At 37.3% G+C, this 21,888-nt stretch carries 21 protein-coding genes; 13 read left to right on the top strand and 8 right to left on the bottom strand.

The features are described 5' to 3' along the window. Positions 1-300: 300 nt before the first annotated feature. The 3 genes from OSO01_RS02025 to OSO01_RS02015 all read right to left on the bottom strand — a co-directional run bounded on the left by OSO01_RS02025 (position 301) and on the right by OSO01_RS02015 (position 2,344). Entirely contained in the window at positions 301-672 is a 372-nt protein-coding gene (locus OSO01_RS02025; RefSeq protein WP_147208137.1) for a YtxH domain-containing protein, read from the bottom strand. 577 nt (positions 673-1,249) lie between these two features. Continuing rightward, positions 1,250-1,768: a tryptophan transporter gene (locus OSO01_RS02020; protein ID WP_147208135.1), complete on the bottom strand. Its 519-nt coding sequence runs from the start codon at positions 1,766-1,768 to the stop codon at positions 1,250-1,252. Between the two features lie 123 nt (positions 1,769-1,891). Continuing rightward, complete coding sequence (locus tag OSO01_RS02015) at positions 1,892-2,344, bottom strand: HIT family protein (protein ID WP_281289814.1); 453 nt, start codon at positions 2,342-2,344, stop codon at positions 1,892-1,894. Positions 2,345-2,702: 358 nt separating this feature from the next. Between OSO01_RS02015 and OSO01_RS02010 the strand changes: the two genes are divergently transcribed. Further along, on the top strand, positions 2,703-3,446 hold the full coding sequence (locus OSO01_RS02010) for an ABC transporter ATP-binding protein (protein WP_147208132.1): 744 nt from the start codon (positions 2,703-2,705) through the stop codon (positions 3,444-3,446). After that, positions 3,439-4,659: an ABC transporter permease gene (locus tag OSO01_RS02005; RefSeq protein WP_147208131.1), complete on the top strand. Its 1,221-nt coding sequence runs from the start codon at positions 3,439-3,441 to the stop codon at positions 4,657-4,659. The genes OSO01_RS02010 and OSO01_RS02005 overlap by 8 nt, the downstream gene beginning before the upstream one ends. 40 nt (positions 4,660-4,699) lie before the next feature. On the opposite strand, the gene OSO01_RS02000 is transcribed toward OSO01_RS02005, so the two are convergent. Together OSO01_RS02000 and OSO01_RS01995 are read right to left on the bottom strand one after the other, a co-directional pair. Further along, complete coding sequence (locus OSO01_RS02000; protein WP_147208129.1) at positions 4,700-5,875, bottom strand: M20 family metallopeptidase; 1,176 nt, start codon at positions 5,873-5,875, stop codon at positions 4,700-4,702. 205 nt (positions 5,876-6,080) lie between these two features. Continuing rightward, a complete protein-coding gene (locus OSO01_RS01995) occupies positions 6,081-6,515 on the bottom strand; it encodes a ferritin-like domain-containing protein (protein ID WP_147208127.1) in 435 nt (144 codons plus the stop codon). Positions 6,516-6,621: 106 nt separating this feature from the next. Between OSO01_RS01995 and OSO01_RS01990 the strand changes: the two genes are divergently transcribed. From OSO01_RS01990 to OSO01_RS01975, 4 genes are all read left to right on the top strand, one after another. Next, positions 6,622-7,272, top strand: coding sequence for a phosphatase PAP2 family protein (locus OSO01_RS01990; RefSeq protein WP_147208125.1), 651 nt, complete (start codon positions 6,622-6,624; stop codon positions 7,270-7,272). A 66-nt stretch (positions 7,273-7,338) separates the two neighbouring features. Beyond that, entirely contained in the window at positions 7,339-8,097 is a 759-nt protein-coding gene (gene liaF, locus OSO01_RS01985; RefSeq protein ID WP_186813519.1) for a cell wall-active antibiotics response protein LiaF, read from the top strand. Between the two features lie 11 nt (positions 8,098-8,108). Next, a complete protein-coding gene (locus OSO01_RS01980; protein ID WP_147208122.1) occupies positions 8,109-9,167 on the top strand; it encodes a sensor histidine kinase in 1,059 nt (352 codons plus the stop codon). A 17-nt stretch (positions 9,168-9,184) separates the two neighbouring features. After that, positions 9,185-9,826, top strand: coding sequence for a response regulator (locus tag OSO01_RS01975; RefSeq protein WP_147208120.1), 642 nt, complete (start codon positions 9,185-9,187; stop codon positions 9,824-9,826). Between the two features lie 168 nt (positions 9,827-9,994). Here OSO01_RS01975 and OSO01_RS01970 read toward each other — a convergent pair whose 3' ends face one another. Further along, entirely contained in the window at positions 9,995-10,492 is a 498-nt protein-coding gene (locus OSO01_RS01970; RefSeq protein WP_147208118.1) for an antibiotic biosynthesis monooxygenase family protein, read from the bottom strand. 187 nt (positions 10,493-10,679) lie between these two features. On the opposite strand from OSO01_RS01970, the gene OSO01_RS01965 reads away from it, so the two are divergent. The 5 genes from OSO01_RS01965 to OSO01_RS01945 all read left to right on the top strand — a co-directional run bounded on the left by OSO01_RS01965 (position 10,680) and on the right by OSO01_RS01945 (position 17,452). Next, positions 10,680-12,881 carry a transglycosylase domain-containing protein gene (locus OSO01_RS01965; protein WP_147208116.1) on the top strand — a complete coding sequence of 734 codons (2,202 nt, stop codon included), beginning with the start codon at positions 10,680-10,682 and terminating at the stop codon, positions 12,879-12,881. A gap of 236 nt (positions 12,882-13,117) precedes the next feature. Continuing rightward, positions 13,118-14,155 carry a uroporphyrinogen decarboxylase gene (hemE, locus tag OSO01_RS01960; RefSeq protein ID WP_147208114.1) on the top strand — a complete coding sequence of 346 codons (1,038 nt, stop codon included), beginning with the start codon at positions 13,118-13,120 and terminating at the stop codon, positions 14,153-14,155. Between the two features lie 116 nt (positions 14,156-14,271). Then, a complete protein-coding gene (hemH, locus tag OSO01_RS01955) occupies positions 14,272-15,207 on the top strand; it encodes a ferrochelatase (protein WP_147208112.1) in 936 nt (311 codons plus the stop codon). After that, on the top strand, positions 15,207-16,619 hold the full coding sequence (hemY, locus tag OSO01_RS01950) for a protoporphyrinogen oxidase (RefSeq protein WP_307725829.1): 1,413 nt from the start codon (positions 15,207-15,209) through the stop codon (positions 16,617-16,619). Before hemH ends, hemY begins: the two co-directional genes overlap by 1 nt. A gap of 284 nt (positions 16,620-16,903) precedes the next feature. Further along, entirely contained in the window at positions 16,904-17,452 is a 549-nt protein-coding gene (locus tag OSO01_RS01945) for a GNAT family N-acetyltransferase (RefSeq protein WP_186813518.1), read from the top strand. Positions 17,453-17,556: 104 nt separating this feature from the next. Here OSO01_RS01945 and pepF read toward each other — a convergent pair whose 3' ends face one another. Both pepF and yhfH read right to left on the bottom strand, forming a co-directional pair. Next, a complete protein-coding gene (pepF, locus tag OSO01_RS01940) occupies positions 17,557-19,377 on the bottom strand; it encodes an oligoendopeptidase F (protein WP_147208106.1) in 1,821 nt (606 codons plus the stop codon). 340 nt (positions 19,378-19,717) lie between these two features. Continuing rightward, a complete protein-coding gene (gene yhfH / locus OSO01_RS01935; protein WP_077603296.1) occupies positions 19,718-19,849 on the bottom strand; it encodes a protein YhfH in 132 nt (43 codons plus the stop codon). Between the two features lie 108 nt (positions 19,850-19,957). Between yhfH and OSO01_RS01930 the strand changes: the two genes are divergently transcribed. Together OSO01_RS01930 and lplA are read left to right on the top strand one after the other, a co-directional pair. Then, on the top strand, positions 19,958-20,686 hold the full coding sequence (locus OSO01_RS01930) for an MBL fold metallo-hydrolase (protein WP_147208104.1): 729 nt from the start codon (positions 19,958-19,960) through the stop codon (positions 20,684-20,686). Positions 20,687-20,760: 74 nt separating this feature from the next. Continuing rightward, the gene (gene lplA, locus OSO01_RS01925; protein ID WP_147208102.1) at positions 20,761-21,756 is read left to right on the top strand and encodes a lipoate--protein ligase; all 996 of its coding nucleotides are present in this window, start codon (positions 20,761-20,763) and stop codon (positions 21,754-21,756) included. The last annotated feature ends 132 nt before the right edge of the window (positions 21,757-21,888 follow it).

Raw genomic sequence — 21,888 nt, 5'->3', positions numbered from 1 at the left:
ACAAATAGTGTTGAACAGTAATAAAGTATATGTAATATTACTTTCTTTACAAATGAATGCCTAAAAAGTGCAATAAAAAATAATTCATCGGGAAAAAGAACCCCTGTTAGAACTCTTCAGAATCAATGTAGCGCGGGAGATTATTCCCTTGTTTTTCCACTACTGCCGCGGACCTGGCAAAATTGTTTTTTTATTTCCTGCCCTGTAAGAGGGGATGAAGAGCATAATAGAAGTATTTTGATTGACTGATAATAAAAAGAAAGCTTTTGCCAGTGAGTATACAGGCAAAAGCTTTCTTTCTTATGAATTGGCATTTGTGTTTTTAATTTTTTCTTCTAATTCACGAATACTTGATTCAATTTGCTCCAATGATTGATGAATATTTTCCTGCTGAGGTTCTACAGCATTTTTCCAGTCCTCTACAGATTTTCGCATTTCTTCTGTCAAATCTTTGACTAGAACGGCACCTTCTTTAGAAGTCCGAAGCAGCTGTTCTTTAATTCGGATACTGTCCTCTTTTAGGTTCATCAATAGTTCTTTTAATTCTAAGGATTGGTTTTTAACTCTTACACGGATGTCTTTTCCGGATTCTGGTGTGCTTAATAATGCAATGCCGGCGCTGACGGATGCTCCAACCAGGAACCCGATTGTTAGTGATTTTTTCTTAGACATAGGAAACGCACTCCTTTCTTCTTTCGTATATACTTTCCTTTTACCACATGTAATTAAACATTTTACAATAAAGAGGATGTTCAAAAAGTCCCCAAATGATAAGCGGCGAATCTCTGCGTTGACGTGGATTTTACGATGGGACTGGGACTGCGATTACTCGTCCCACCGAAAACATTTGCGATTACTCGCCCCACCAAAAGCGTTACTCACGTATTTAAAAGCATAGAGGAACTTCTGCTAAGTACGTCCACGTCCTGTGGACAACACAGAAGTCATCACATCCTGTGAAAGGCCGTTCGTAAAATCCACGTCGCCTTGATCTTCTTGCTTCTAATTTGTCTACTTTTTGAACACTCATATAAAGTAAATCCTATATACTTATTATAGGAAATGGAATCATTTTCTGCTAGTAATAATGTTTTTAACCTACCTTTATATTAACACAAAATAGTTAATATATGATAAATATACTTTGTGATAACAGAAAAAAGCATTCGTTCAAATAAAAATGGAACGAATGCTTTTGAAGACGAAGAAGGGGAAAGAAGTTTTCTTTTTCCTTTTCCTTCTTCTTCATTTAAACCGTAGCCATCTTACTTCGTTTCATAATACCCTCCACAATTGGGTAAACAACTAACATGATAACTGTATTCATTACTGCTGCCGGAAGAACAATTCCTGCAAATAAAGCAAGAAAACCGCCTTCTAAAAAACCAAGAACGAAAAGGGCTACCGATAAAAAGATACTGCCGCTGATCAGTGTCCCTGCAAAAGTTAATACAGATGCTGTTATCTTTGTATTCCATTGCTTTCCTACTAATAAAAATAGCAGGAAGAAAACAACTGCGGTTATTGGTTTATCAATTAGATTGGCAATTTGCCCTCCAGGTGCAGCAGTTGTTAGTGCGGAAATAGCTGCTGTTGCAAATGCAATCAGAAGTACATAATTCCATTTTGGGAATAAAATAATTCCTAAAAACATCATTGCCAGCATCATATCAGGCTTCACTCCAAATAATAACGGGGGCATTACCAAGTGCAGTACGGTTCCGATACTTACCAAAAGGGCAAGCATAGTTAAAATTTTTGTCTTCATAGCTTAACTCTCCTCCGCTTTTCTAAACTCTGCTTTCCGGCTGTGCGCTCATTGCCAGCCGCGAAAGGATACAGACAGTATATCAAATACTGTTTAAAATAAAAAGAACTAAATTCACTGCTTCTAACGCTTTATTTGCTCGTTAATTGCTTTAGCGACAGCTTGTAAATCCTCTGATGAGTAATCTTCTGTATGTGTTGTCCAGTTTGGATAATACCCGTCTCCATCACCGTAACGCGGAATCAAATGTACATGCAGATGGAAAACAGACTGCTCTGCTGCTTCTTCATTATTGTTTAGCAGATTGATTCCCAGCGGCTGATATGCATCTCGAATGGCGTTAGCAATAACGGGTATTCTACTAAATAGCTCTTGCGCTGTTTCTGGTGAAGTTTCATAAATGTTTTTTGTGTGTTCCTTAGGAATAACAAGTGTGTGTCCTTTTGTTACCTGACTGATATCGAGGAAAGCATATACCTTTTCATCCTCATAAACCTTTGCGGAAGGTATGTCTCCATCGATAATTTTACAAAAAATACAATCTTCATGAGCCATCTTTTGTTCCTCCTTATCAATAGAAAAAAATATTCTTTTTTCTATTGTAAAGAGTTATGTCGGGTAAAGTAAAGGATTCTATATTATTCTATAGAAGGAAGTGTACAAGGTTTCTCTAAAAATAGAATTTTAAAAAGGAACTCTGTGTTTTTTTGCAATTAAAACGAATGTTGCTTAGGTACTAACTAGACAAATTATATCTTCTGATCAAACGCTGCTTAGACAGCTTTAAGCTCTATTTTTCAAGAAATTAAATATTTGATATGACTTACTAGCTTTTATCTTTAGCAAAAGTTCCCGCAATTTGTAGAACGGTTCATTTTGGAATCTTTCTGGAATGATGATAAAATCAAAGTAATGAACAAAGGAGGATGACAGGGTGACTACCTTATTACATATAGAAAACTTATACGGAGGCTATACCCATAAAAATGTTTTACACGATATATCATTTGATTTAAATAAAGGAGAAATCGTTGGGCTCATTGGATTAAATGGCGCCGGAAAAAGTACAACCATTAAACATATTATCGGTTTAATGCAGCCTAAAAAAGGGGAAGTGCTGGTTCAGGGAAAAAGCTTTCAAAATGATCCGGAAGCATATCGTAATCAGATGGCATACATTCCAGAAATGCCAATTCTCTATGATGAACTGACTTTATATGAACACCTCAGGCTGACCGCAATGGCTTACGGAATTGAAGAAGAGGTGTTTGAACAGAGACTGCCAAAGCTTTTAAAAGAATTCCGTCTCGAAAAGAAATTGAATTGGTTCCCGGTTCATTTCTCAAAAGGAATGCGGCAGAAGGTCATGATTATGTGTGCTTTTCTTATTGAACCGCCACTCTATATTGTTGATGAACCGTTTGTCGGACTGGATCCATTGGGAATCCAATCTTATCTGCAGATGATGGATTCCATGAAAAAGCAGGGGGCAGGGGTGTTAATGTCTACACATATTCTGGCTACAGCTGAAAGATACTGTGACCGTTTTATCATTTTACATGATGGAAAATTACGGGCAGAAGGGACCTTGGAAGAGCTTCGGAGAGAGTTCCAGATGCCGGATGCAACACTAGATGATTTATATGTTCAGCTGACAAAGGAAGATGACCATGTTTGATTCCCATGCATTTTATAAAAAACGTTTATCTGCGCATGTAAAAAATTTAAGCAGGTATTTAAAATATATGTTCAACGGGCATATTGCATTTGCTATGTTTTTTTTCATAGCTGCAACAGCTTATTACTATCAGCAATGGCTGGAACAAATCCCCACAAATTTCCCAACAGGCATTATCATGGGAATCGTTTTAGGACTGCTGATAAGCTATAATCCAATAAGAACACTGCTGCAGGAACCGGACCTGGTATTTCTTTTAGCAGCAGAACAGCAGATGGGACCGTATTTCCGCAATAGTATTATTTATAGCTTCGTCATCCAGACATATCTGATTGTGTTAGCATCCGCTGCATTCAGTCCGTTGTATTTCACCAGCTTCAGTGAACGGTCAGGGAGTGTTTTTCTTGTTACAATTTTCTTGTTCCTTCTTTTAAAAGGGATGAATATGCTGATAAACTGGTACATGCTGAAAGTCCGGGATAAAAGTTTAAGAACAATTGATTTAACAGTACGGACTCTGCTTAATATTGTCATAGCCTATTTTGTTATTGAGGGGCTGGCTTTATATGCTGTTATAACGATTGTGCTGCTTTTTCTGGTCATCGTGTATGATTTTATTGTGGCATCGAAGCAGCCTGGAATCTTTTGGGACTTATTGATCGAGAAGGATCAGAGCCGTTTACAATCCTTTTACCGCATTGCCAATTTATTTGCAGATGTTCCGCATTTGAAAAATAAAGTAAAAAGAAGGGAATGGCTGACGAAAACGTTTATCAGCAGAATTCCATTTGAACGGTCAGCAACCTATGATTATTTATATCAGATTTCCTTTCTGCGCAGCGGTGATTATTTAGGAATGTACCTCCGGCTTGTCGTAATTGGCGGGATTTTTATTTGGGTTATTCCTAATATCTGGATTAAAATGATATTCGCGATTCTGTTTATCTATTTAAGTGTCTTCCAAATGATGGCTCTTTATCAGCATCATCGTACACAAATGTGGCTGGATCTTTATCCGGTTAACCCGGGTTTGAAGCAAACAGCTGTTATCGGGATTATTCGGAAGCTTGGCTATGTACAGGCATTTGCTTTTACTTTTTTATTTATATTCCAGCTTGAATGGCTGGGGACTATGATTATATTAATTGGAGGGCTTAGCTTTGTTTGGGCATATATTAAGCTCTATGTAAAACCTAAATTGGATAAAGTATAAAAAAACAAGCTGACGGTCATGTGATAGCCGTCAGCTTGTTTTATTTTGCTTGGTCCTGATAGGTTAAGTAAATATTGGCGAACGCCTTTGCAGCGATGACCATTGATTTTTCATCAATATCGAATTTAGGATGATGATGCGGGTAATCATTTCCTTCCAGATTTGCGCCTGTGAGGAAGAAAGATCCGGGTTTTTCTAATAAATAATAAGAAAAATCCTCTCCTACCATTAATGGCTCTGTAATAGCAGTGAGATCTACCCCGTCAATTTTCTTTGTTGTCTGCAGAACGAGATCTGTTTGTTCCGGATGATTAATAACTGGCGGATACCCTTTAACATAGTTAAATTCATAGGAAGCTCCAAAAGAATCACAAATTCCCTTTAAAATCTGTTCCATTTCTCCAATAATTTTTTCCTGAACAGCAATATCGAAGTGTCTGACTGTTCCAACGAGTTTCGATTGGTCTGCAATCACATTAAAAGCATTTCCTGCTTCAAAAATACCAATAGAAATCACAGCGGATGCTAACGGGCTTAAGCGTCTGCTGACAATCTGCTGGAATTGTGATACCACTTCAGCACCAATTACAATGGCGTCCTTCGTATCCTGTGGAATAGCACCATGCCCGCCTTTCCCTTGAATGGTAATTTCAAACCGGTCTGCGCCGGCCATGATTGCCTGATGTGAAGAGTAGATAGTACCAAGCGGGAGAGGAGCCCATAAATGTGTGCCGAATACAGCATCTACATCTTTTAAGGCGCCTGCTTCAACAATTGATTTCGCTCCGCCTGGAGCATACTCTTCTGCATGCTGATGAATAAAAACAATGGTTCCCTCCAATTCATTCTCGAACTGCTGCATAACTTTTGCAAATGTAAGCAGGATAGCCGTATGTCCATCATGGCCGCAAGCATGCATGACACCAGGTACTTGTGATTTGTATGGGACATCTTTTTCGTCCTGTATAGGTAAAGCATCAAAGTCGGCACGGAAAGCGACCGTTTTACCCGGTTTTGCTCCCTTAAGTGTTGCAACAACACCATTTCCACCAACATTTTTTTCATAAGGAATACCTAATTTTTCATAATAATTCGCAATATATTTTGCTGTTTCCGTTTCTTGAAAAGACAATTCCGGATGCTGATGCAAATATCTGCGAATGTCAACCATTTCTTCATATGTGTTATCAATTTGCGAATGAATAGCTGATAACATTTAATCACCTCTTAAGTATTGTAGTACATCTGAGAATTATGTGAAATCTCTTTTTATTGCCAATCTATTTTATTATATCACTAATTAATTATACTGTAGAATAAAATAATTCGAGGCTGGAATAATTTTGTTAATGCAAATAAATATAAAAATCCATGAAGCGGTAAATACCTCATGGATAGAAAGAGTTATATATCAGTTATTTTTAATTAATACGCGGGTCTTCTAATAATCTTTCAATTTCTTCTTTGTGATGTGTTTCATCAGAGATTAAATCCTCTAACTTAACTACAAGCTCTGTTAAACCCAGTTCATCAGCCTGTGCTTTTCTTTTTTCGTAACGTTCAATCGTATCCGTCTCAGATTGAAGAGAAGCTTTTAATAAATCAGCAACTTGTGTAGGCTGCGGTATAGAAGCGGCTGTGGTAGTCGGGGTACCGCCAAGGGATTTGATTTTTTCGGATAAATAAAGTGCATGACCTAATTCGTCTGTTATTTCTGATTCAAAAAATGGTTTCAGAGCCGAGCGGTACAGTCCTGAAACTACAGATGCACTATACGTATATTGGATAACAGCTGCATATTCATTCGATAAATCTTCATTTAATCCATTAATTAATTCTTGTAATTTTGCATCCATGATTTATCACCCTTTTTATGATTTTTTACTTCCTTTTATATATTTCCCGTTGTTATTTTTATCAAACCTGTTTAGCATAAAAAGAGAGAAAAGAAGGAGAGATAGGATGAAAAATAAATCTGCAGCCATTTTATTCAGCATATGGGCAGTTGGATTGCTATTAAGTATTGTCTGGGTAATACAAATAAAACTTGAGATGCTTCCTTATATAGATCAATGGACAAGAGAAATTGTACCTCTTGTTCATGGGACGAGGATATATGATTTCTTCCGGATGGTTACGGAGCTTGGATCATCCCATGTACTTATACCAATAGCTATTGTAGCAGCTATAGGGATTATGCTGTTATATAAGCATTGGTATCCGGGACTATTGCTTTTAGGAGGATCTTTATTTGCACATTTGCTGAATTCATTTATAAAGCAGCTGGTAGGCAGAGAAAGACCAAGTATTTCAGTTACACTAAATGCAGAAGGATTCAGTTTTCCGTCCGGCCACAGTATGATTTCAATGGTCTGTTACGGACTGATTGCATACTTGCTATGTAAAAAGATTCGTTCAGAAAGAATAGTATTCATTGTACAGATCGCGCTGGGCACACTTGTATTTTTAATAGGAATCAGCCGCTTTTTTATCAACGTTCATTATTTAACAGATATTATAGCCGGATTTACCATTGGCTTTGCACTGCTTTATATTTATATATTTATGGACAAAAGAATCTCAGACTTAAGGCGGAGAAGGAAACATTCTTAAGCTGGTTCTCTCTAAACAGCTTTCTAAAGTAAAATAGAAGCATAGAGAAAGGAGTTGATGAAACGAATGAGGAGAATTATTTCCTATTTTATGGCGATTTGCTTTATTTGGATTGGAGTCATGTTAATTGTAAACAGTTTGAATATAGATGATTTTGAAATAAGCTTTGGCTGGGGTTATATTTATCCGCTTTTCTTTGTTGTTACAGGAGTAGTACTGTTGGGGACAGCTATTATCAAAAGACGTGGAAGATGGATGATAGGAACATTTCTGCTTGTTTTCGGGGGATTGCTATTAGCAGATCGGTTTGGATTGGTTGATTTTACTTTTTGGAGTGTATTTAAGCTCTGGCCGATGATTTTGATTTTTATTGGGTTTAGTTTATTTCGCGGAATTCATATTCATTTGGATTACAGCAGAGGATCTAATAAGAAAAAAAAATCTGAAAAAAGAAAGAAGAATAAAGAGACTTCATTTACCTTTGGTGATATGGAGAAAAAGGGAAACTGGAATCTGGAGCCGATGAATATAAATACAATGGCTGGCAGTTTTTATCTGGATTTAACGAATGCGTATATCCCTGATGAAGAAACAGAAATACATATACGCTCCTTAGCAGGCGATGTAACTATCCTTATTCCAGAAGAAATAGAGTTTCAAGCTCAGGCAACTGCACAGTTTGGAGATATTAATATTTTGGATCAGGAATCTACCGGGGTGAATACAGAATTATTTTATGAAACAGACCAGTTTGCCAATGCTGCAAAAAAATTAGATATTATTATTCGGTTAAAGGCGGGTTCTATTCGTATTGACCGGGTATAAGGGGGGATAGAATGAAACAACGATGGAGAAGTGTCCGATTCAGTTTTATAAAATTGTATTTATATAATTTATTTTTAACGGCTTGTATCCTGCTGGCAATTATTCTATCCTTGTTTGTTATTTGGGAGCCGGAATGGTTAACCGCACAAAGTATATTTTTATTTATCGGCCTGTATATGATTATCGGTTTTATTTTATCCTTACAAGCAGGATTTACGCAAATAGGGAACTTTTTAAAAGTCCGTTTAGATGCCATTTCTATTCAAATTAAGCAATATGCCAATGGGAATTATACTGCTAAAATTTCGAAGGTTCATGAAGAAATAGATGAAACAGATCGAATTATTGACGAACTCAATGATTTAGGGGACAAATTACAGCGCCAGGTTCAGTCATTACAGCGGATGGCTGATGAGAAAGCAGATTATGCGAAATCAGCTCATAAAGCAGCGGTCATCGAGGAAAGACAGCGGATTGCCAGAGACCTTCATGATGCTGTCAGTCAGGAGCTTTTCGGACTGGCAATGTTATCGGAAACAGCATTAAAGCTATTTGATAAAAGCCCTTCTACTGCAAAAGAACAGATGCAGGAAGTCGTGCATTCAGCACATCAGGCTCAGGCAGAAATGCGAGCATTACTGCTTCATTTACGGCCGGTTTATCTGACAAGCGGGGAAACATTGGAAGAAGGTGTACAGAAGCTGATAGACGCATTGGAGCAGAAGAGCAACCTGACATTTCAAGTCGATATTGATGAAATGCCAGATTTAAAAGAAGTGGTCGAAGAGCATCTCTTTCGGATTATTCAGGAATCTTTGTCAAATATATTGCGCCACGCGAATGCAAATACAGTAAAGGTAGAAATAAAACGGAAGCAGGAGGAGCTCTATGTCCGTATTGAAGATGATGGAGTTGGATTTGAATCTGAAAATCAGCAGGACAATAAAGCTTCTTATGGGCTGAAAACGATGAAGGAACGCAGTGAAGAGCTGGGAGGGACCTTTGCCATTCGTTCAAAGCAGGGCCAAGGTACATATATTCATATTCGAATTCCAAATCAAGGAAGTTAAAAGGGGGAGAAGATTTTATGATTCGTATTGTTGTCATTGATGATCACGATATAGTCCGGAAAGGAATTATTTCTTTTCTGCAGACAGAAGATGATATGGAGGTTATCGGGCAGGCGAACAGTGGATTTGGTGGTGCTGAGCTTGTATTAAAGGAGCAGCCGGAAGTGGTTCTGATGGATCTGATAATGGAGAACGGGAATGGGATAGAAGCGACAAAGCAAATAATGTCCGCTTATCCTGCATGCAAAGTCATTATTCTTACGTCCTATTATGATAATGAACAGGTTATCCCTGCGTTAGAGGCAGGAGCGTTCAGTTATTTACTAAAAACATCAAATGCACAGGAAATTGCTGATGCAGTACGTAAAGCTGCTAAAGATGAAAATGTGATTGAACCAAAAGTTGCCCAAAAGATGATGAGTCGTTTTCGTTCATCAGTTAAGAAACCACATGAAGATCTTACAGAACGGGAATTAGAGGTGCTCTTATGTATTGGAGACGGTATGACAAACCAGGAAATCAGTGAAAAACTTTATATTGGTATAAAAACGGTCAAAACTCATGTGAGTAATATTTTAAGTAAGCTGGGTGTTAATGATAGAACGCAGGCTGCTGTTTATGTCCATCGAAATCAATTGTTTAAAGCAACTGGAGATTAATTCGTTTATAGTGCATGTTATTTTTATTGGACTTTTTGAACATTTTCTTAAAACAATTTTTAATATTTATCATAAAAAAAGGTTATCCCATCGACGGGACAACCTTTTTTATCTACAAGTTGAATAAGAAAAGTCAAGAATTATGAATACAGCATACTGCTGTCTCATTTATTCTTCTTTTTCATGCATGTGACCAGAAATAACAAATGGACGATCCATAAAGTAGCTTGGCTGTTTTGCTTTTTGGGAATCATGTGCTTTTTTAAATTGATCAGAGTTTTTCCAGTTTTCAAAGTCGGCAAAGGATTTCCATTGTGTCAAAACAACGTATTTGCTTGTCTTTTCCTGACGTAAAAAGCGCCATGCCTGGAAACCGTCCATTTCTTCAATGCCGCTGTCACTTTGCTTCATGCGATATTCGAAGGTTGAACTGCTGTCTTCGGAAATAGGAAGATGGTTCATAACTACATATCCTTCTTTGGATAATTCTCCGACAGCTTTTAATACTTCGAAGGCTTGACCGGCTGAAAAAATATTTTTAGGGCTATTTTCATAATAAGCAATACCACCATCATTGCTGGAGATAAAGTAAAAATCAATATCTGTATTTTTTTTCTCTAAGGTTTCCAAAAAATTGATGGTTCCTCTTGACATAAACGCTTTCATTGAAATTCCTCCTTATATGAACGGGCTTTTTGAACATCCTCTTATAATTAAATTGTACACAAATACAAATAATATTGAAAATAATACATATTTCCTGTCGAATCTTTATGTAATTCAGAGATGTCCATTCTTTATCAAAAAGTTAGAATAACGTATAATAATAACGTATATGCACCGAGGTGAGCTTATGAGAACTGAACGAAGAAATGAAAAAAGAAAAGATAGAAGAAAAAATCAAAAGAATGTATTTCGACAAAAAATAAAGTGGCTGGGGATTGCTGTTGCTGCTGTTTTTGTATTTTTGTTAAGCGGTTATGGACTGCTTATTTTAGGAGGGAAAATGGTTGCTGATGAGGATGATCTGCAGCTTGATTTGACAACCACTGTCCGTACGGAAGATGGAGAAGTTGTCAAAACTCTATATAATGAAAACAGAGAATATGTATCCGTAGATCATATCCCGGACCATGTGCTGCAAGCATTTGTGGCTGTCGAAGACCGTCGTTTTTATGAGCATCAGGGGATTGATTTGCAGTCTATTGGACGGGCTGTCTATCGTGACATATTAGCGAGAAGTAAAGTAGAAGGCGGCAGTACAATTACACAGCAATTATCCAAAAATCTTTTTCTTACAAATGATAAATCGTGGACCAGAAAAATAAAAGAATCTATGGCTTCCCTATATCTGGAAAGAAGATTGAGTAAGGATGAGATATTAGAATTATATGTTAACCAGGTCTATTTTGGAGAGGGAGTATACGGGGTCCAAAAGGCTTCACAATATTTCTTTTCTAAGGATGTTGATGATTTAACTATCTCTGAAGGAGCATTGCTTGCCGGTTTAATGAAAGCACCGAATGGATATTCTCCCTTGAACCATCCGGAAAAAGCAGCTGAGCGCAGAAATGTCGTTCTTCAGACAATGGAATCAGCCGGTTTTATAGATGAAGAAACAAAAGTGCTTGAGCAGGAAAAAGATTTAGGGATAAATTTGTCAAAAGAAGAAAGAGGAACAAACCCCTGGGTTGACAGCTATGTTGATATAGCAATAAAAGAGGCTGCAGAAAAGCATGATTTAAGCTTCGCAGATTTACAAAGCGGCGGCTATGAAATTACCGTATATATGAATGATGATTTTCAGCAGATTGCTTATCAAAACTTTAAGGAGGATGCTTTTTTTCCTGGAAATACAGAGGGAACAGAGGGGGCATTTGTAATGCTGGATAAGGATAACGGCCATCTTGTCTCGGCTGTAGGCGGACGTAATTTCAGCATTGGTGATTTAAACAGGACAAATGTGCAGCGCCAGCCTGGGTCTACCTTTAAACCAGTGGCTGTTTATGGACCGGCGTTAATGAAGGAGGATAAATATAATCCTTTTACTATAATTCCTGATCAATATATGGAGGAGTATGAAGTTAAGAATGTTAGTGGAGAATATAAGAATAATATTACGATTTATCAGGCTATTGTAGAATCAACAAATACTTCTGCTGTCTGGCTGCTTGATCAGATAGGGATAGATTATTCTAAATCTTATCTGAACAAACTGGATTTACCTCTCGATGAGAAAGATAAGGGGACATCTATTGCTTTAGGAGGCTTGGAAAAAGGTGTGACGCCACTACAAATGGCTCAAAGCTACCAAGCTTTTGCGAATAACGGCAGTATGTCTGAAGCAACAGCTATTGCAGAGATAAAGGACCGGAATGGTGAAGTGATATATCAATCAGAAACAAGTAACAAAGAAATATTTACACCACAGGTTGCCTGGGATATGACAGAAATGCTTAAGGAGACGGTCCGGTCAGGAACTGCCAGCAGCGGCTATTATGCCAAAGAGCTTGCAGGTAAAACAGGAACTACACAGCATACTTATGTAGATGGAGCGTCTAAGGATGCATGGTTTGTCGGATATACACCGGATTATGTTACAGCCATGTGGATGGGGTATGATAAGTCAGATGAGGAACATTATTTAACAGGAGGGAGTGCCTACCCCACCTCGTTAACTAAGAAAATACTGACAGAAATTGATAATCAAACCGGATCTGCATTTACTGCATCCTTTTCAAGGCCGGACGATGTAGAGCCTTTGCCAGATCCAATTGATTTACCGGTCATTGAGAATGTAGATGCAAGCTATACCTTTGGAGGAATGGCATTGGTGAAAGGAAAGCTTACCTGGAATGGTTCAACAGATGACCGTATTGTATACCGTATTTATAAAGAGGAAGAGGGTACAGATGAACTGGTGGGAGAAGTAGAAGGGGAAACAGAATTTATCATTGATGATATCTGGTTCCGCAATGAATACTATTATGTTGTACCATTTGACCCAATTACGAATATGGAAGGGACACATTCTGAATCCGTATCATTTTTCTAATACTTTATAAGAGGATGTTCAAAAAGTCCCCAAATGATAAGCGGCGAACTCTTTAGTTGACACGGACTTCTTGTTTCTTATTTGACTACTTTTTGAATGCACACTGTAAAAGATATTTCTTTAGAATTATTTTAAAATGAGACAATTTAATGACAAACAATTCTCTTCCCTATACATGAGCGTGATAAATAGATATAGTTAGAGATGGAAAAAGAATATAAAAGGATGAACGTTGCATGGTAAAAGTGAAAAACACAACAATTTTAGACGCTTATCGCGGAAACAAAACAGATTACACACCAGCCTGGTTTATGCGTCAGGCTGGGAGATCACAACCAGAATACCGGGCATTAAAAGAAAAGTATTCCCTTTTTGAAATTACCCATCAGCCAGAGCTTTGTGCTTATGTTACAAGACTTCCAGTTGAAAATTATGGAGTAGATGCGGCTATTCTTTATAAAGATATTATGACGCCTCTTCCGGCTATCGGAGTTGATGTAGAGATCAAAAGTGGAATTGGCCCGGTTATTGAAAAACCGATCCAGACCATTCAGGATGTGGAAAAACTCGGTGAGATTAATCCGTCAAGTGATGTCCCATATGTCCTTGATACAATCCGTTTATTGACTGAGGAGCAGCTTGATGTACCATTAATAGGCTTTTCCGGAGCGCCATTTACATTAGCAAGCTATATGATTGAAGGTGGCCCTTCTAAAAATTATACGAAAACAAAAGCATTAATGTATCGTGAGCCGAAGACTTGGTTTGCATTAATGGATAAGTTAGCAAGTATGATTATTCGTTATGTGGAAGCACAAATTAAAGCTGGAGCAAGTGCTATTCAAATCTTTGATTCTTGGGTTGGCGCATTAAACGTGGAAGATTACCGTTATTTTATTAAACCGGTAATGACAGATATTTTTTCAGCATTGAAAAAGTATGATGTTCCGCTGATTACCTTTGGCGTAGGTGCAAGCCATCTATTACTGGAGTGGAATGACTTGCCAGTAGATGTAATTGGTTTGGATTGGCGTACTTCTGTAGAAGAAGCCAGAAGCCTAGGTGTCACAAAAACATTACAAGGAAATCTGGATCCTGCTATTTTACTTAGTGATTGGGAAACAATTGAAAAAAGAACGAAAGCTATACTGGACCAGGGTATGAACACAGAAGGTTATGTCTTCAATCTTGGCCATGGCGTTACTCCTGATATTAAGCCGGAAACATTAAAACGATTGACGGACCTTATTCACAATTATTCACAGCAAAAGTAAGAAAAGTTCATAGCCTGGTAATAACTGTTTAAAATCAGTTATTACCATGTCCTTAGAACAGATGCATATAAGCTAAATTTTTACTCTTAAACAAAAAGTAACGAGGTGTATTGATAATGGAAAAGAAGAAATTAGGATTATTAGTAATGGCATACGGAACTCCGTACAAAGAAGAAGATATTGAGCCTTATTACACACATATTCGCCATGGCAGAAAGCCTGATCCTGAAGCGTTGCAGGACTTAAAGGACCGTTATGAAGCAATCGGCGGCATTTCACCTTTAGCAAAAATAACAAAAGAACAAACTTATGCGTTAGAAAGCAAGTTAAATGAAGTGCAGGATGAGTATGAATTTAAAGCGTATATCGGGTTAAAACATATTGCACCATTTATTGAGGATGCAGTAGAAGAAATGGCGAAGGATGGAATAAAAGAAGCTGTTTCTATTGTTTTAGCACCTCATTACTCTACATTCAGTGTTAAATCATATAATGAAAGGGCTAATAGTACAGCAGAAAATCATGGTATGAAAATCGAATCCGTACAAGATTGGTATACAGAACCGGGGTTTATTGACTTCTGGGCAAAAGGCGTGCAGAAAGCTTTTGCGGAAATGCCTGCTGAGGAAAAAGAAAAATCTGTATTAATTGTTTCTGCTCACAGTCTTCCTGAAAAAATTCTTCAAAATGGAGATCCATATAAGCAGCAATTAGAGGAAACAGCACAATTAGTAGCTGAAGCAGCAGATGTGAAGAATTACGAAGTTGGCTGGCAAAGTGAAGGGAATACACCGGACCCATGGCTTGGACCAGATGTTCAGGATTTAACACGTGAATTGTATAACAAAGAGGGATACAAAGCATTTGTTTATACACCTGTTGGATTTGTAGCAGATCACCTGGAAGTTTTATATGATAACGACCATGAATGTAAAGTAGTCTGTGATGAGATTGGAGCAAGCTACTATCGTCCGGAAATGCCAAATGCCCGTCCAGAATTTATTGAAACATTAGCAAATGTGGTATTAAAGAAAGTTAAGCGTGCTTCCTGATGGATAAAAAAAGAGTAGTCATTGTTGGAGGCGGTGTGACAGGATTGTCTGCCGCCTATCATCTTCAAAAACAGGTGCAATCAGCAAAGCTTCCAATCGAAATTACTCTGATAGAAGGTTCAAACCGCCTTGGTGGCCGGATTCATACTATAAAACGTGATGGATTTACAATTGAAAAGGGACCAGATTCTCTTTTAGCACGTAAACCAGTTGCAATGGAGCTGGCAAAGGAATTAGGTATTCTTAATCAAACGAGATATAACTCTACAGGTCAATCCTTTATGCTTATTCAAAATCGATTACATAAAATGCCAAAAGGTGCATTTATGGGCGTGCCAAAGGAAATTGGGCCGCTCATGCGTTCTAAATCATTTACATTATCAGGTAAAATCCGTGGTTTGATGGATTTAATTAAACCAAAGAATAAAAGTACAGAAGATGAATCTTTAGGGCATTTTATGCGACGCCGTTTTGGGAATGAAATTGTAGATAATCAAATTGATCCTTTGCTTTCTGGAATTCATTCTGGTGATATTGATAAAATGAGTCTTCAAGCAATTTATCCAATCTTTGGGAAGATGGAGCAAGATTACGGCAGCGTAATGAAAGGTCTTGCCAAGAGAATGCCAAAGCCTGAGAAAAATAGAAAAGCAAAGCCTGCTCAAGGCCAATTCTTCTCTTTTACAAATGGTTTGCAAACTCTTGTTGATGAACTTGAAGCACAGTTGGATACTATAGAAATTATCCGTGATAATAGAGTAAACCATATTGAGAAAAAAGAAGAGGGGTATCATCTTCTTTTAGATTCTGGAAATGTTTTAGCTGCAGATTTTGTTTTAGTTGCAGTACCGCATACACAGGTCCCGGGGATGCTAAGCAAACATCAGCCATTAAAGGAATTATTTGATATTCCTGCGACATCAACAGCTAATGTTGTGCTTGCTTTTGATGAAAAGCAGATTAAACGTGATTTAGACGGAACCGGATTTTTGGTGACGAGAAACAGTAATTACCGAATTACTGCATGCACCTGGACTCATCGTAAATGGGAAGGGACTGCACCTGCAGGGAAAGCTTTACTGCGCTGCTATGTCGGTAAGCCTGGAGATCAGGAGATAGTGAAGGAATCGGATGAGGTACTGGTTGATATTGTGTTAAAAGATTTAAACAAAGTGATGAAAATCAAGGGAGAGCCTTTATTCTATGAGATTACAAGATTTATCGGGGCCCGCCCGCAGTATCACACTGGCCATTTAGATCTTGTCAGCCGTATCAGAGACTATGTAGCCGGTCATCTTCCCAACTTGACATTAATCGGCAGTTCCTATGATGGAACAGGGCTTCCAGATTGTATTGAACATGGACAAAAAGGTGCTGAATTGGCGCTCAAAGCATTAACTGAAAATAAATAAACAATTGATTTTATAACAGCTGTGAAATAGAAAATAATTTCATAGCTGTTTTTATTATGAAGTTGTTTGCTTAACAGGGCATTAAATACAATATTTTTGATGAAATAAACATAAAATCCCTTGCCTAGGCAAAGTAATTATGGCATCAGCTTTTATTGGAGAAAGAACAAAAATTCCCATTAAGTGAGGTTTTGTTTTATACTTTAAAGAAATATTGTTATAGACATTACCAGATAACCATGTTTGTGAATATAATCGAGAGACAGAGAAGAGGAGGAGAAGCATTGCTTAATAATCAGGTTAATGAGGATATTATGCTTTCATTACTGGAAGAAAATGACACACAAACATTGTTCAATTTAGTGACAGTAAATAAAGTGTTTTTAGGCAATTGGTTAAACTTTCCGTCTGTAACCAATAAGCTGGAAGACTCAAAATACTTTATACAAAGGTCATTATTTCGTTTTGTGAATAGGGAAGGTTTTTGGGTGGGCATTTGGTATAAGGGAAACTTAGCCGGTTCTGCTGGATTTTTATATTTTGATTGGAAGGTAAAGAAAACTGAAATTGGATATTGGCTTGGAGAAGCTTACACAGGAAAGGGGATTATGACAAGTGTCTGTGCTGCAATGGCAGATTATGCATTTAATGAACTGGAATTAAATAAAATCGAAATAAAAACAGCGGTAAAGAATAGCAGGAGCGCAGCTATTCCTAAAAAACTCAGATTTAAACACGAGGGGACAATCCGGGCCGATGAAGTGATTGGAGATATATTACATGACAGAGAAGTCTACGGTATGCTAAGAGGGGAATGGGAAAGTAGAGGTTAAAAAATTCTCTTCAGTCTTTGCAGGTTAATTAGGGGACAGTCTTTTTTTATATCCAAGAAAACCAGGCTGTCCTCATGTCCAGCCTGGTTTTTGACAAATAAATTTTATTCGGAATAGCTTTCGACTAATTCATCAATCAAAGAACCGACATAATTGACAGCTATCTCGATGTTTTCCGGATCGGACATATCGATGCCTGCATCCTTAATTAAATCAAGTGGTTTCTTCGTACCACCCGATTTTAAAACATTTAACCAATCGTCAACAGCTGGTTGTCCTTCTTCCCTAATTCGTTTGGCGACAGTTGTAGAAACGGTAAGTCCCGCAGAGTAAGTATATGGATATAAGCCCATATAATAATGCTGCTGGCGCATCCAGGTTAATCCAGCCCCTTCATCAAATGTAACTGTATCACCCCAGAAGGATTCTAAAACATTACGTTTTTCCCTGCATAAAACATCGGCAGTTAATGGTGTTCCGGCTTCAGCAAGTGCATAAACCTTGCGCTGGAACGCTCCTTCTAATAAATGTGTAATAAAGTTATGATAGTATGTTCCTAATAATTGTGTAATAACCCAGCGTTTCATACGCGGATCGTCTTTATTTGTCTTCATTAAATGATCTGCGAGCAGTAACTCATTTAATGTAGAAGGCGCTTCGATAAAGTAAGTCGATGGTCTGGTATTGAATAAACTCTGATATTTACCAGCTAAGTAAAAATGACCTGCATGTCCAAGCTCATGAGCTAAAATAAAAGCATTGCGCATCTTGTCAGCCCAGGTCACAAGAATATATGGATGGGCTCCATAAGGACTGGAACAGAAAGCGCCATTAGCCTTGCCGACGTTTTGAGCACGGTCCACCCAACGGTTTGATAGTGCTTTTTTCATTCCTTCTAAATATTCTGGGCCCATAACATCTAATGCGGTTAAGATTGTTTCCGAAGCATCTTCATAAGACGTGCTCGGGTTAAAAGACGGATCCAGCGGTGCTTTTAAATCACAGAAGCGCAATTCTTCTAAGCCAAGCTTTTCCTTTAATAACTTTGCGTACTTCCGCATATGCGGTGCTAATTTTTCTTGAATGACATCTAATTGATTATGATACATTTCTGTTGTAACCTGCTGCGGAGCTAAAAGCATATCTGTGACAGAATCATATTTTCTTAATTTAGAAAGCTGTACTTGTTTTGTGATTTCTGTCTGATACGTTGCTGCATACGTATTTTTATATTGTTCAAACGTATTTACATATGATGCATATGCGTTTCTTCTCAACACAGTATCCTCAGAATATTCGTAGCTTTCTTCGTATAGTGGTTCACTCATTGGCTGTGTATTTTCCTGTCCATCAACAATTGTTTCAAACTGCATATCGGACTGTTTACTACGCGAAAAGATATTATGCGGTGCGTCTAATACCTCACCTAATGCAGAGAAAGCTTCCTCTAATTCAGGTGAAAGGATATGCTCTTTCTTTTCAAGAATATCAAATAAATATTTACGGTATGTTTCGAGTTCCGGTTCGTCTTTTATAAACTGTTCTATGTCTGAGGAAGTAAGCTTAAGAAGCTCTGATTCAAAGAAGGAAAGCTTCGAACTGATTTCTGCCAGAGCAGCGCCGCTTTTAGCTGCGGCACTCTGATTAGAAGGGTCGCTTCCGTCTGCACTTATTAATAAATTAGCATAAACAGCAACGTGAATAACCTTCTGTTGATAAGCCTCTGTTGTTTTTAAAGCCTTGGACAAAGTCTTTGCACTCTCAGAAAGTCTCCCCTTAAAAGCCGTTATTTGCTCAGCTTCCTGAACGGCTGACTGTAGTGCTTTTTCCCAGCTCTCTTTGTCTGGAAAAAGATCTGTTAAATCCCATGTTTGTTCGACTGGAACATCTTTCCGATATTGTCTGTTTGAATTTGACATATTCATTCCTCCCTAAATACTTGAAATATTGATCCATGTAAAAGAAAATAAAGATACAGCAATACTTTATCAATTAATTCGACTACCTAATTAATTATAGTACAGGAAGAGAAAAAATTATAGGATTTTTTAAATAATTCAAAAGTTAATTTGCAAAATAAAGGAATGCAAAAAAAGAATAGCCATATAACAGGCTATCCAGGAGAAGGATTATAACTTATGGGAAATCATAATTTATCGCAGTCCCAATCAGTGGGGAGGAAGGAACTCCTCACTGATTGAAGTTTCACTTTATTAAACAAGGCGTTAAAAACAGTAATTTATAATAGTCCGATTACTGACAGCTTTAACGTCCCGGATAATCACAATCATCGCAAATATTACCATAACAGTCTGCTTTTTCATTTACTATTGCGTTCCCGCATTTTGCGCATTTCTTCTTTGGCAGATTTTTAAAAAATTCGATAATTCCAGTCATTTCAATTCCTCCTAAGGTTTTAATTGATTTAAAAACATTGTACTATAACAGTTTATTTGTGTCAATACTGTATTGATACAATTATATAAAATATAAGGAGAGGTTAGAATGAAATTAACTATAATTGGATTTTGGGGAGGCTATCCCAATAAGGATGGTGCTACATCAAGCTACTTATTAGAAAAAGATAATTATAAACTTATGCTGGATATGGGAAGCGGATCTTTGTCCAAGCTTCAGAAATTCCTTTCTGTATCTGAATTAGATGCAGTGATTTTATCACATTATCATCATGATCACGTAGCAGATATCGGTGTATTACAGTATGCGAAGCTCATTGATTATTATGTTAATAATAATGAAAAGAAATTGAAAATATACGGTCACTTGGAAGATAAAGATGGCTACCTTTCTTTGTCACATCAATATACAGAGGGGGTTCCTTATCATCCGGATGAAGTTTTAAAAGCAGGTCCGTTTGAGATTACATTTTTAAGAACAGAGCATCCGGTTCCATGCTTTGGAATGCGTATTACAGATGGTAAAAAGACAATTGTATACACTGCAGACAGCAGTTATACAGAAGCATGGATTCCATTTGCAAAAGGGGCGGATTTACTGATAACAGACTGCAACTATTTTAAAGGGCAGGATGGAACAAAAGCAGGACACATGAACAGTGAGGAAGCAGCAAGTATTGCACAGTCTGCTGGCGTAAAGCAGTTAGTGCTCAGTCATCTGCCACAATTCGGTGTACTAGAACAGTTGAAAGAAGAAGCGAAACAGATTTATACAGGTGAAATTGTGTTAGCAGGTGAAGGATATGTATGGGAATAGTATCTAGGTAGAAGTTTTGATTTGCAATGGTTTATGCGTTAAAATAGGACTAGCAAAATAAGGGAGGAATTAAGTTGAAATTTATTGATAATAAAGGAATTACTGATCCTCGTATCAATCTGGCTATTGAGGAATATATTCTTGAAAATTTTGGTGAGAAAGATACATATCTATTATTTTATGTAAATAGTCCTTCTATTATTATTGGAAGAAACCAAAATACTATTGAAGAAATTAATACGGACTATGTAGATGAAAAAGGAATTAAAGTTGTCCGGCGTCTTTCCGGAGGCGGAGCTGTTTATCATGATGAACAGAATTTAAATTTCAGTTTTATCACAAAGGATGATGGCGACAGCTTCCAAAACTTTGCTAAATTTACACAGCCTGTTGTTGATGCTTTAAATAATATCGGTGTTCCAGTTGAATTACAGGGAAGAAACGATTTAGCGGTAGAAGGAAGAAAAATCTCGGGTAATGCCATGTTCTCTACACGCGGACGTATGTTCAGCCATGGAACTTTAATGCTGGATTCACAATTAGAAGAATTAACCAAAGCATTAAAGGTGAAGAAAATCAAAATTGAATCTAAAGGAATTAAATCCATCCGCAGCCGTGTAGCGAATATTGCTGAATATCTTGATAATCCGATATCAATGGATGAGTTTAAAGAATTAATTTTGCGATATATCTTTGATGTTGAAGATGTTAAAGATGTTCCACAGTATGTGTTAACTGAGGATGATTGGGAAAAAATTTACGAGATTTCGGAAAAACGTTATCAGCAATGGGATTGGAATTATGGTAAATCACCTTCTTTCAACTATCAGGAGACTAAGAAATTTCCCGGCGGGCTGGTCGATGTCCGTTTAGATGTAAAAAAAGGAGTTATCGAAAATTGTATTATCTACGGTGATTTCTTTGGTATAGGTAATGTAAAAGAGCTGGAGGATGCTTTAACAGGCACCCGCCATAATCGTGATGCCATTAAAGAAGCACTGGACCAGATTGATGTTTCACATTATCTTGGAAGGATTTCTAAAGAAGAATTTTTAGAACTGCTTTATTAATACATTTTGAGATAGAAAAAACTTCATTCTAAAGCGCGGATTAAAGCCTTGAAAAGAATGGAGTTTTTTTATCAGTAAATAATAGATTGGCAGAAAGAGATTATTTTAGTTGAAACAATATATACTTTAGCT

It is taken from the genome of Oceanobacillus sojae (assembly GCF_007991515.1).
Lineage (GTDB): Bacteria > Bacillota > Bacilli > Bacillales > Amphibacillaceae > Oceanobacillus > Oceanobacillus sojae.
Note: the sequence above shows the minus strand (reverse complement) of the source record. Positions and strands in the feature narration are given on the sequence as shown.

Excerpts from the sequence above, each read along its gene's own strand:
- OSO01_RS02025 (WP_147208137.1), bottom strand. The coding sequence starts at position 672 with ATGTCTAAGAAAAAATCACTAACAATCGGGTTCCTGGTTGGAGCATCC.
- OSO01_RS02020 (WP_147208135.1), bottom strand. The coding sequence starts at position 1,768 with ATGAAGACAAAAATTTTAACTATGCTTGCCCTTTTGGTAAGTATCGGA.
- OSO01_RS02005 (WP_147208131.1), top strand. The coding sequence starts at position 3,439 with ATGTTTGATTCCCATGCATTTTATAAAAAACGTTTATCTGCGCATGTA.
- OSO01_RS02000 (WP_147208129.1), bottom strand. The coding sequence starts at position 5,875 with ATGTTATCAGCTATTCATTCGCAAATTGATAACACATATGAAGAAATG.
- OSO01_RS01995 (WP_147208127.1), bottom strand. The coding sequence starts at position 6,515 with ATGGATGCAAAATTACAAGAATTAATTAATGGATTAAATGAAGATTTA.
- OSO01_RS01990 (WP_147208125.1), top strand. The coding sequence starts at position 6,622 with ATGAAAAATAAATCTGCAGCCATTTTATTCAGCATATGGGCAGTTGGA.
- liaF (WP_186813519.1), top strand. The coding sequence starts at position 7,339 with ATGAGGAGAATTATTTCCTATTTTATGGCGATTTGCTTTATTTGGATT.
- OSO01_RS01980 (WP_147208122.1), top strand. The coding sequence starts at position 8,109 with ATGAAACAACGATGGAGAAGTGTCCGATTCAGTTTTATAAAATTGTAT.
- OSO01_RS01975 (WP_147208120.1), top strand. The coding sequence starts at position 9,185 with ATGATTCGTATTGTTGTCATTGATGATCACGATATAGTCCGGAAAGGA.
- OSO01_RS01970 (WP_147208118.1), bottom strand. The coding sequence starts at position 10,492 with ATGAAAGCGTTTATGTCAAGAGGAACCATCAATTTTTTGGAAACCTTA.
- OSO01_RS01965 (WP_147208116.1), top strand. The coding sequence starts at position 10,680 with ATGAGAACTGAACGAAGAAATGAAAAAAGAAAAGATAGAAGAAAAAAT.
- hemE (WP_147208114.1), top strand. The coding sequence starts at position 13,118 with ATGGTAAAAGTGAAAAACACAACAATTTTAGACGCTTATCGCGGAAAC.
- hemH (WP_147208112.1), top strand. The coding sequence starts at position 14,272 with ATGGAAAAGAAGAAATTAGGATTATTAGTAATGGCATACGGAACTCCG.
- hemY (WP_307725829.1), top strand. The coding sequence starts at position 15,207 with ATGGATAAAAAAAGAGTAGTCATTGTTGGAGGCGGTGTGACAGGATTG.
- pepF (WP_147208106.1), bottom strand. The coding sequence starts at position 19,377 with ATGAATATGTCAAATTCAAACAGACAATATCGGAAAGATGTTCCAGTC.
- yhfH (WP_077603296.1), bottom strand. The coding sequence starts at position 19,849 with ATGACTGGAATTATCGAATTTTTTAAAAATCTGCCAAAGAAGAAATGC.
- OSO01_RS01930 (WP_147208104.1), top strand. The coding sequence starts at position 19,958 with ATGAAATTAACTATAATTGGATTTTGGGGAGGCTATCCCAATAAGGAT.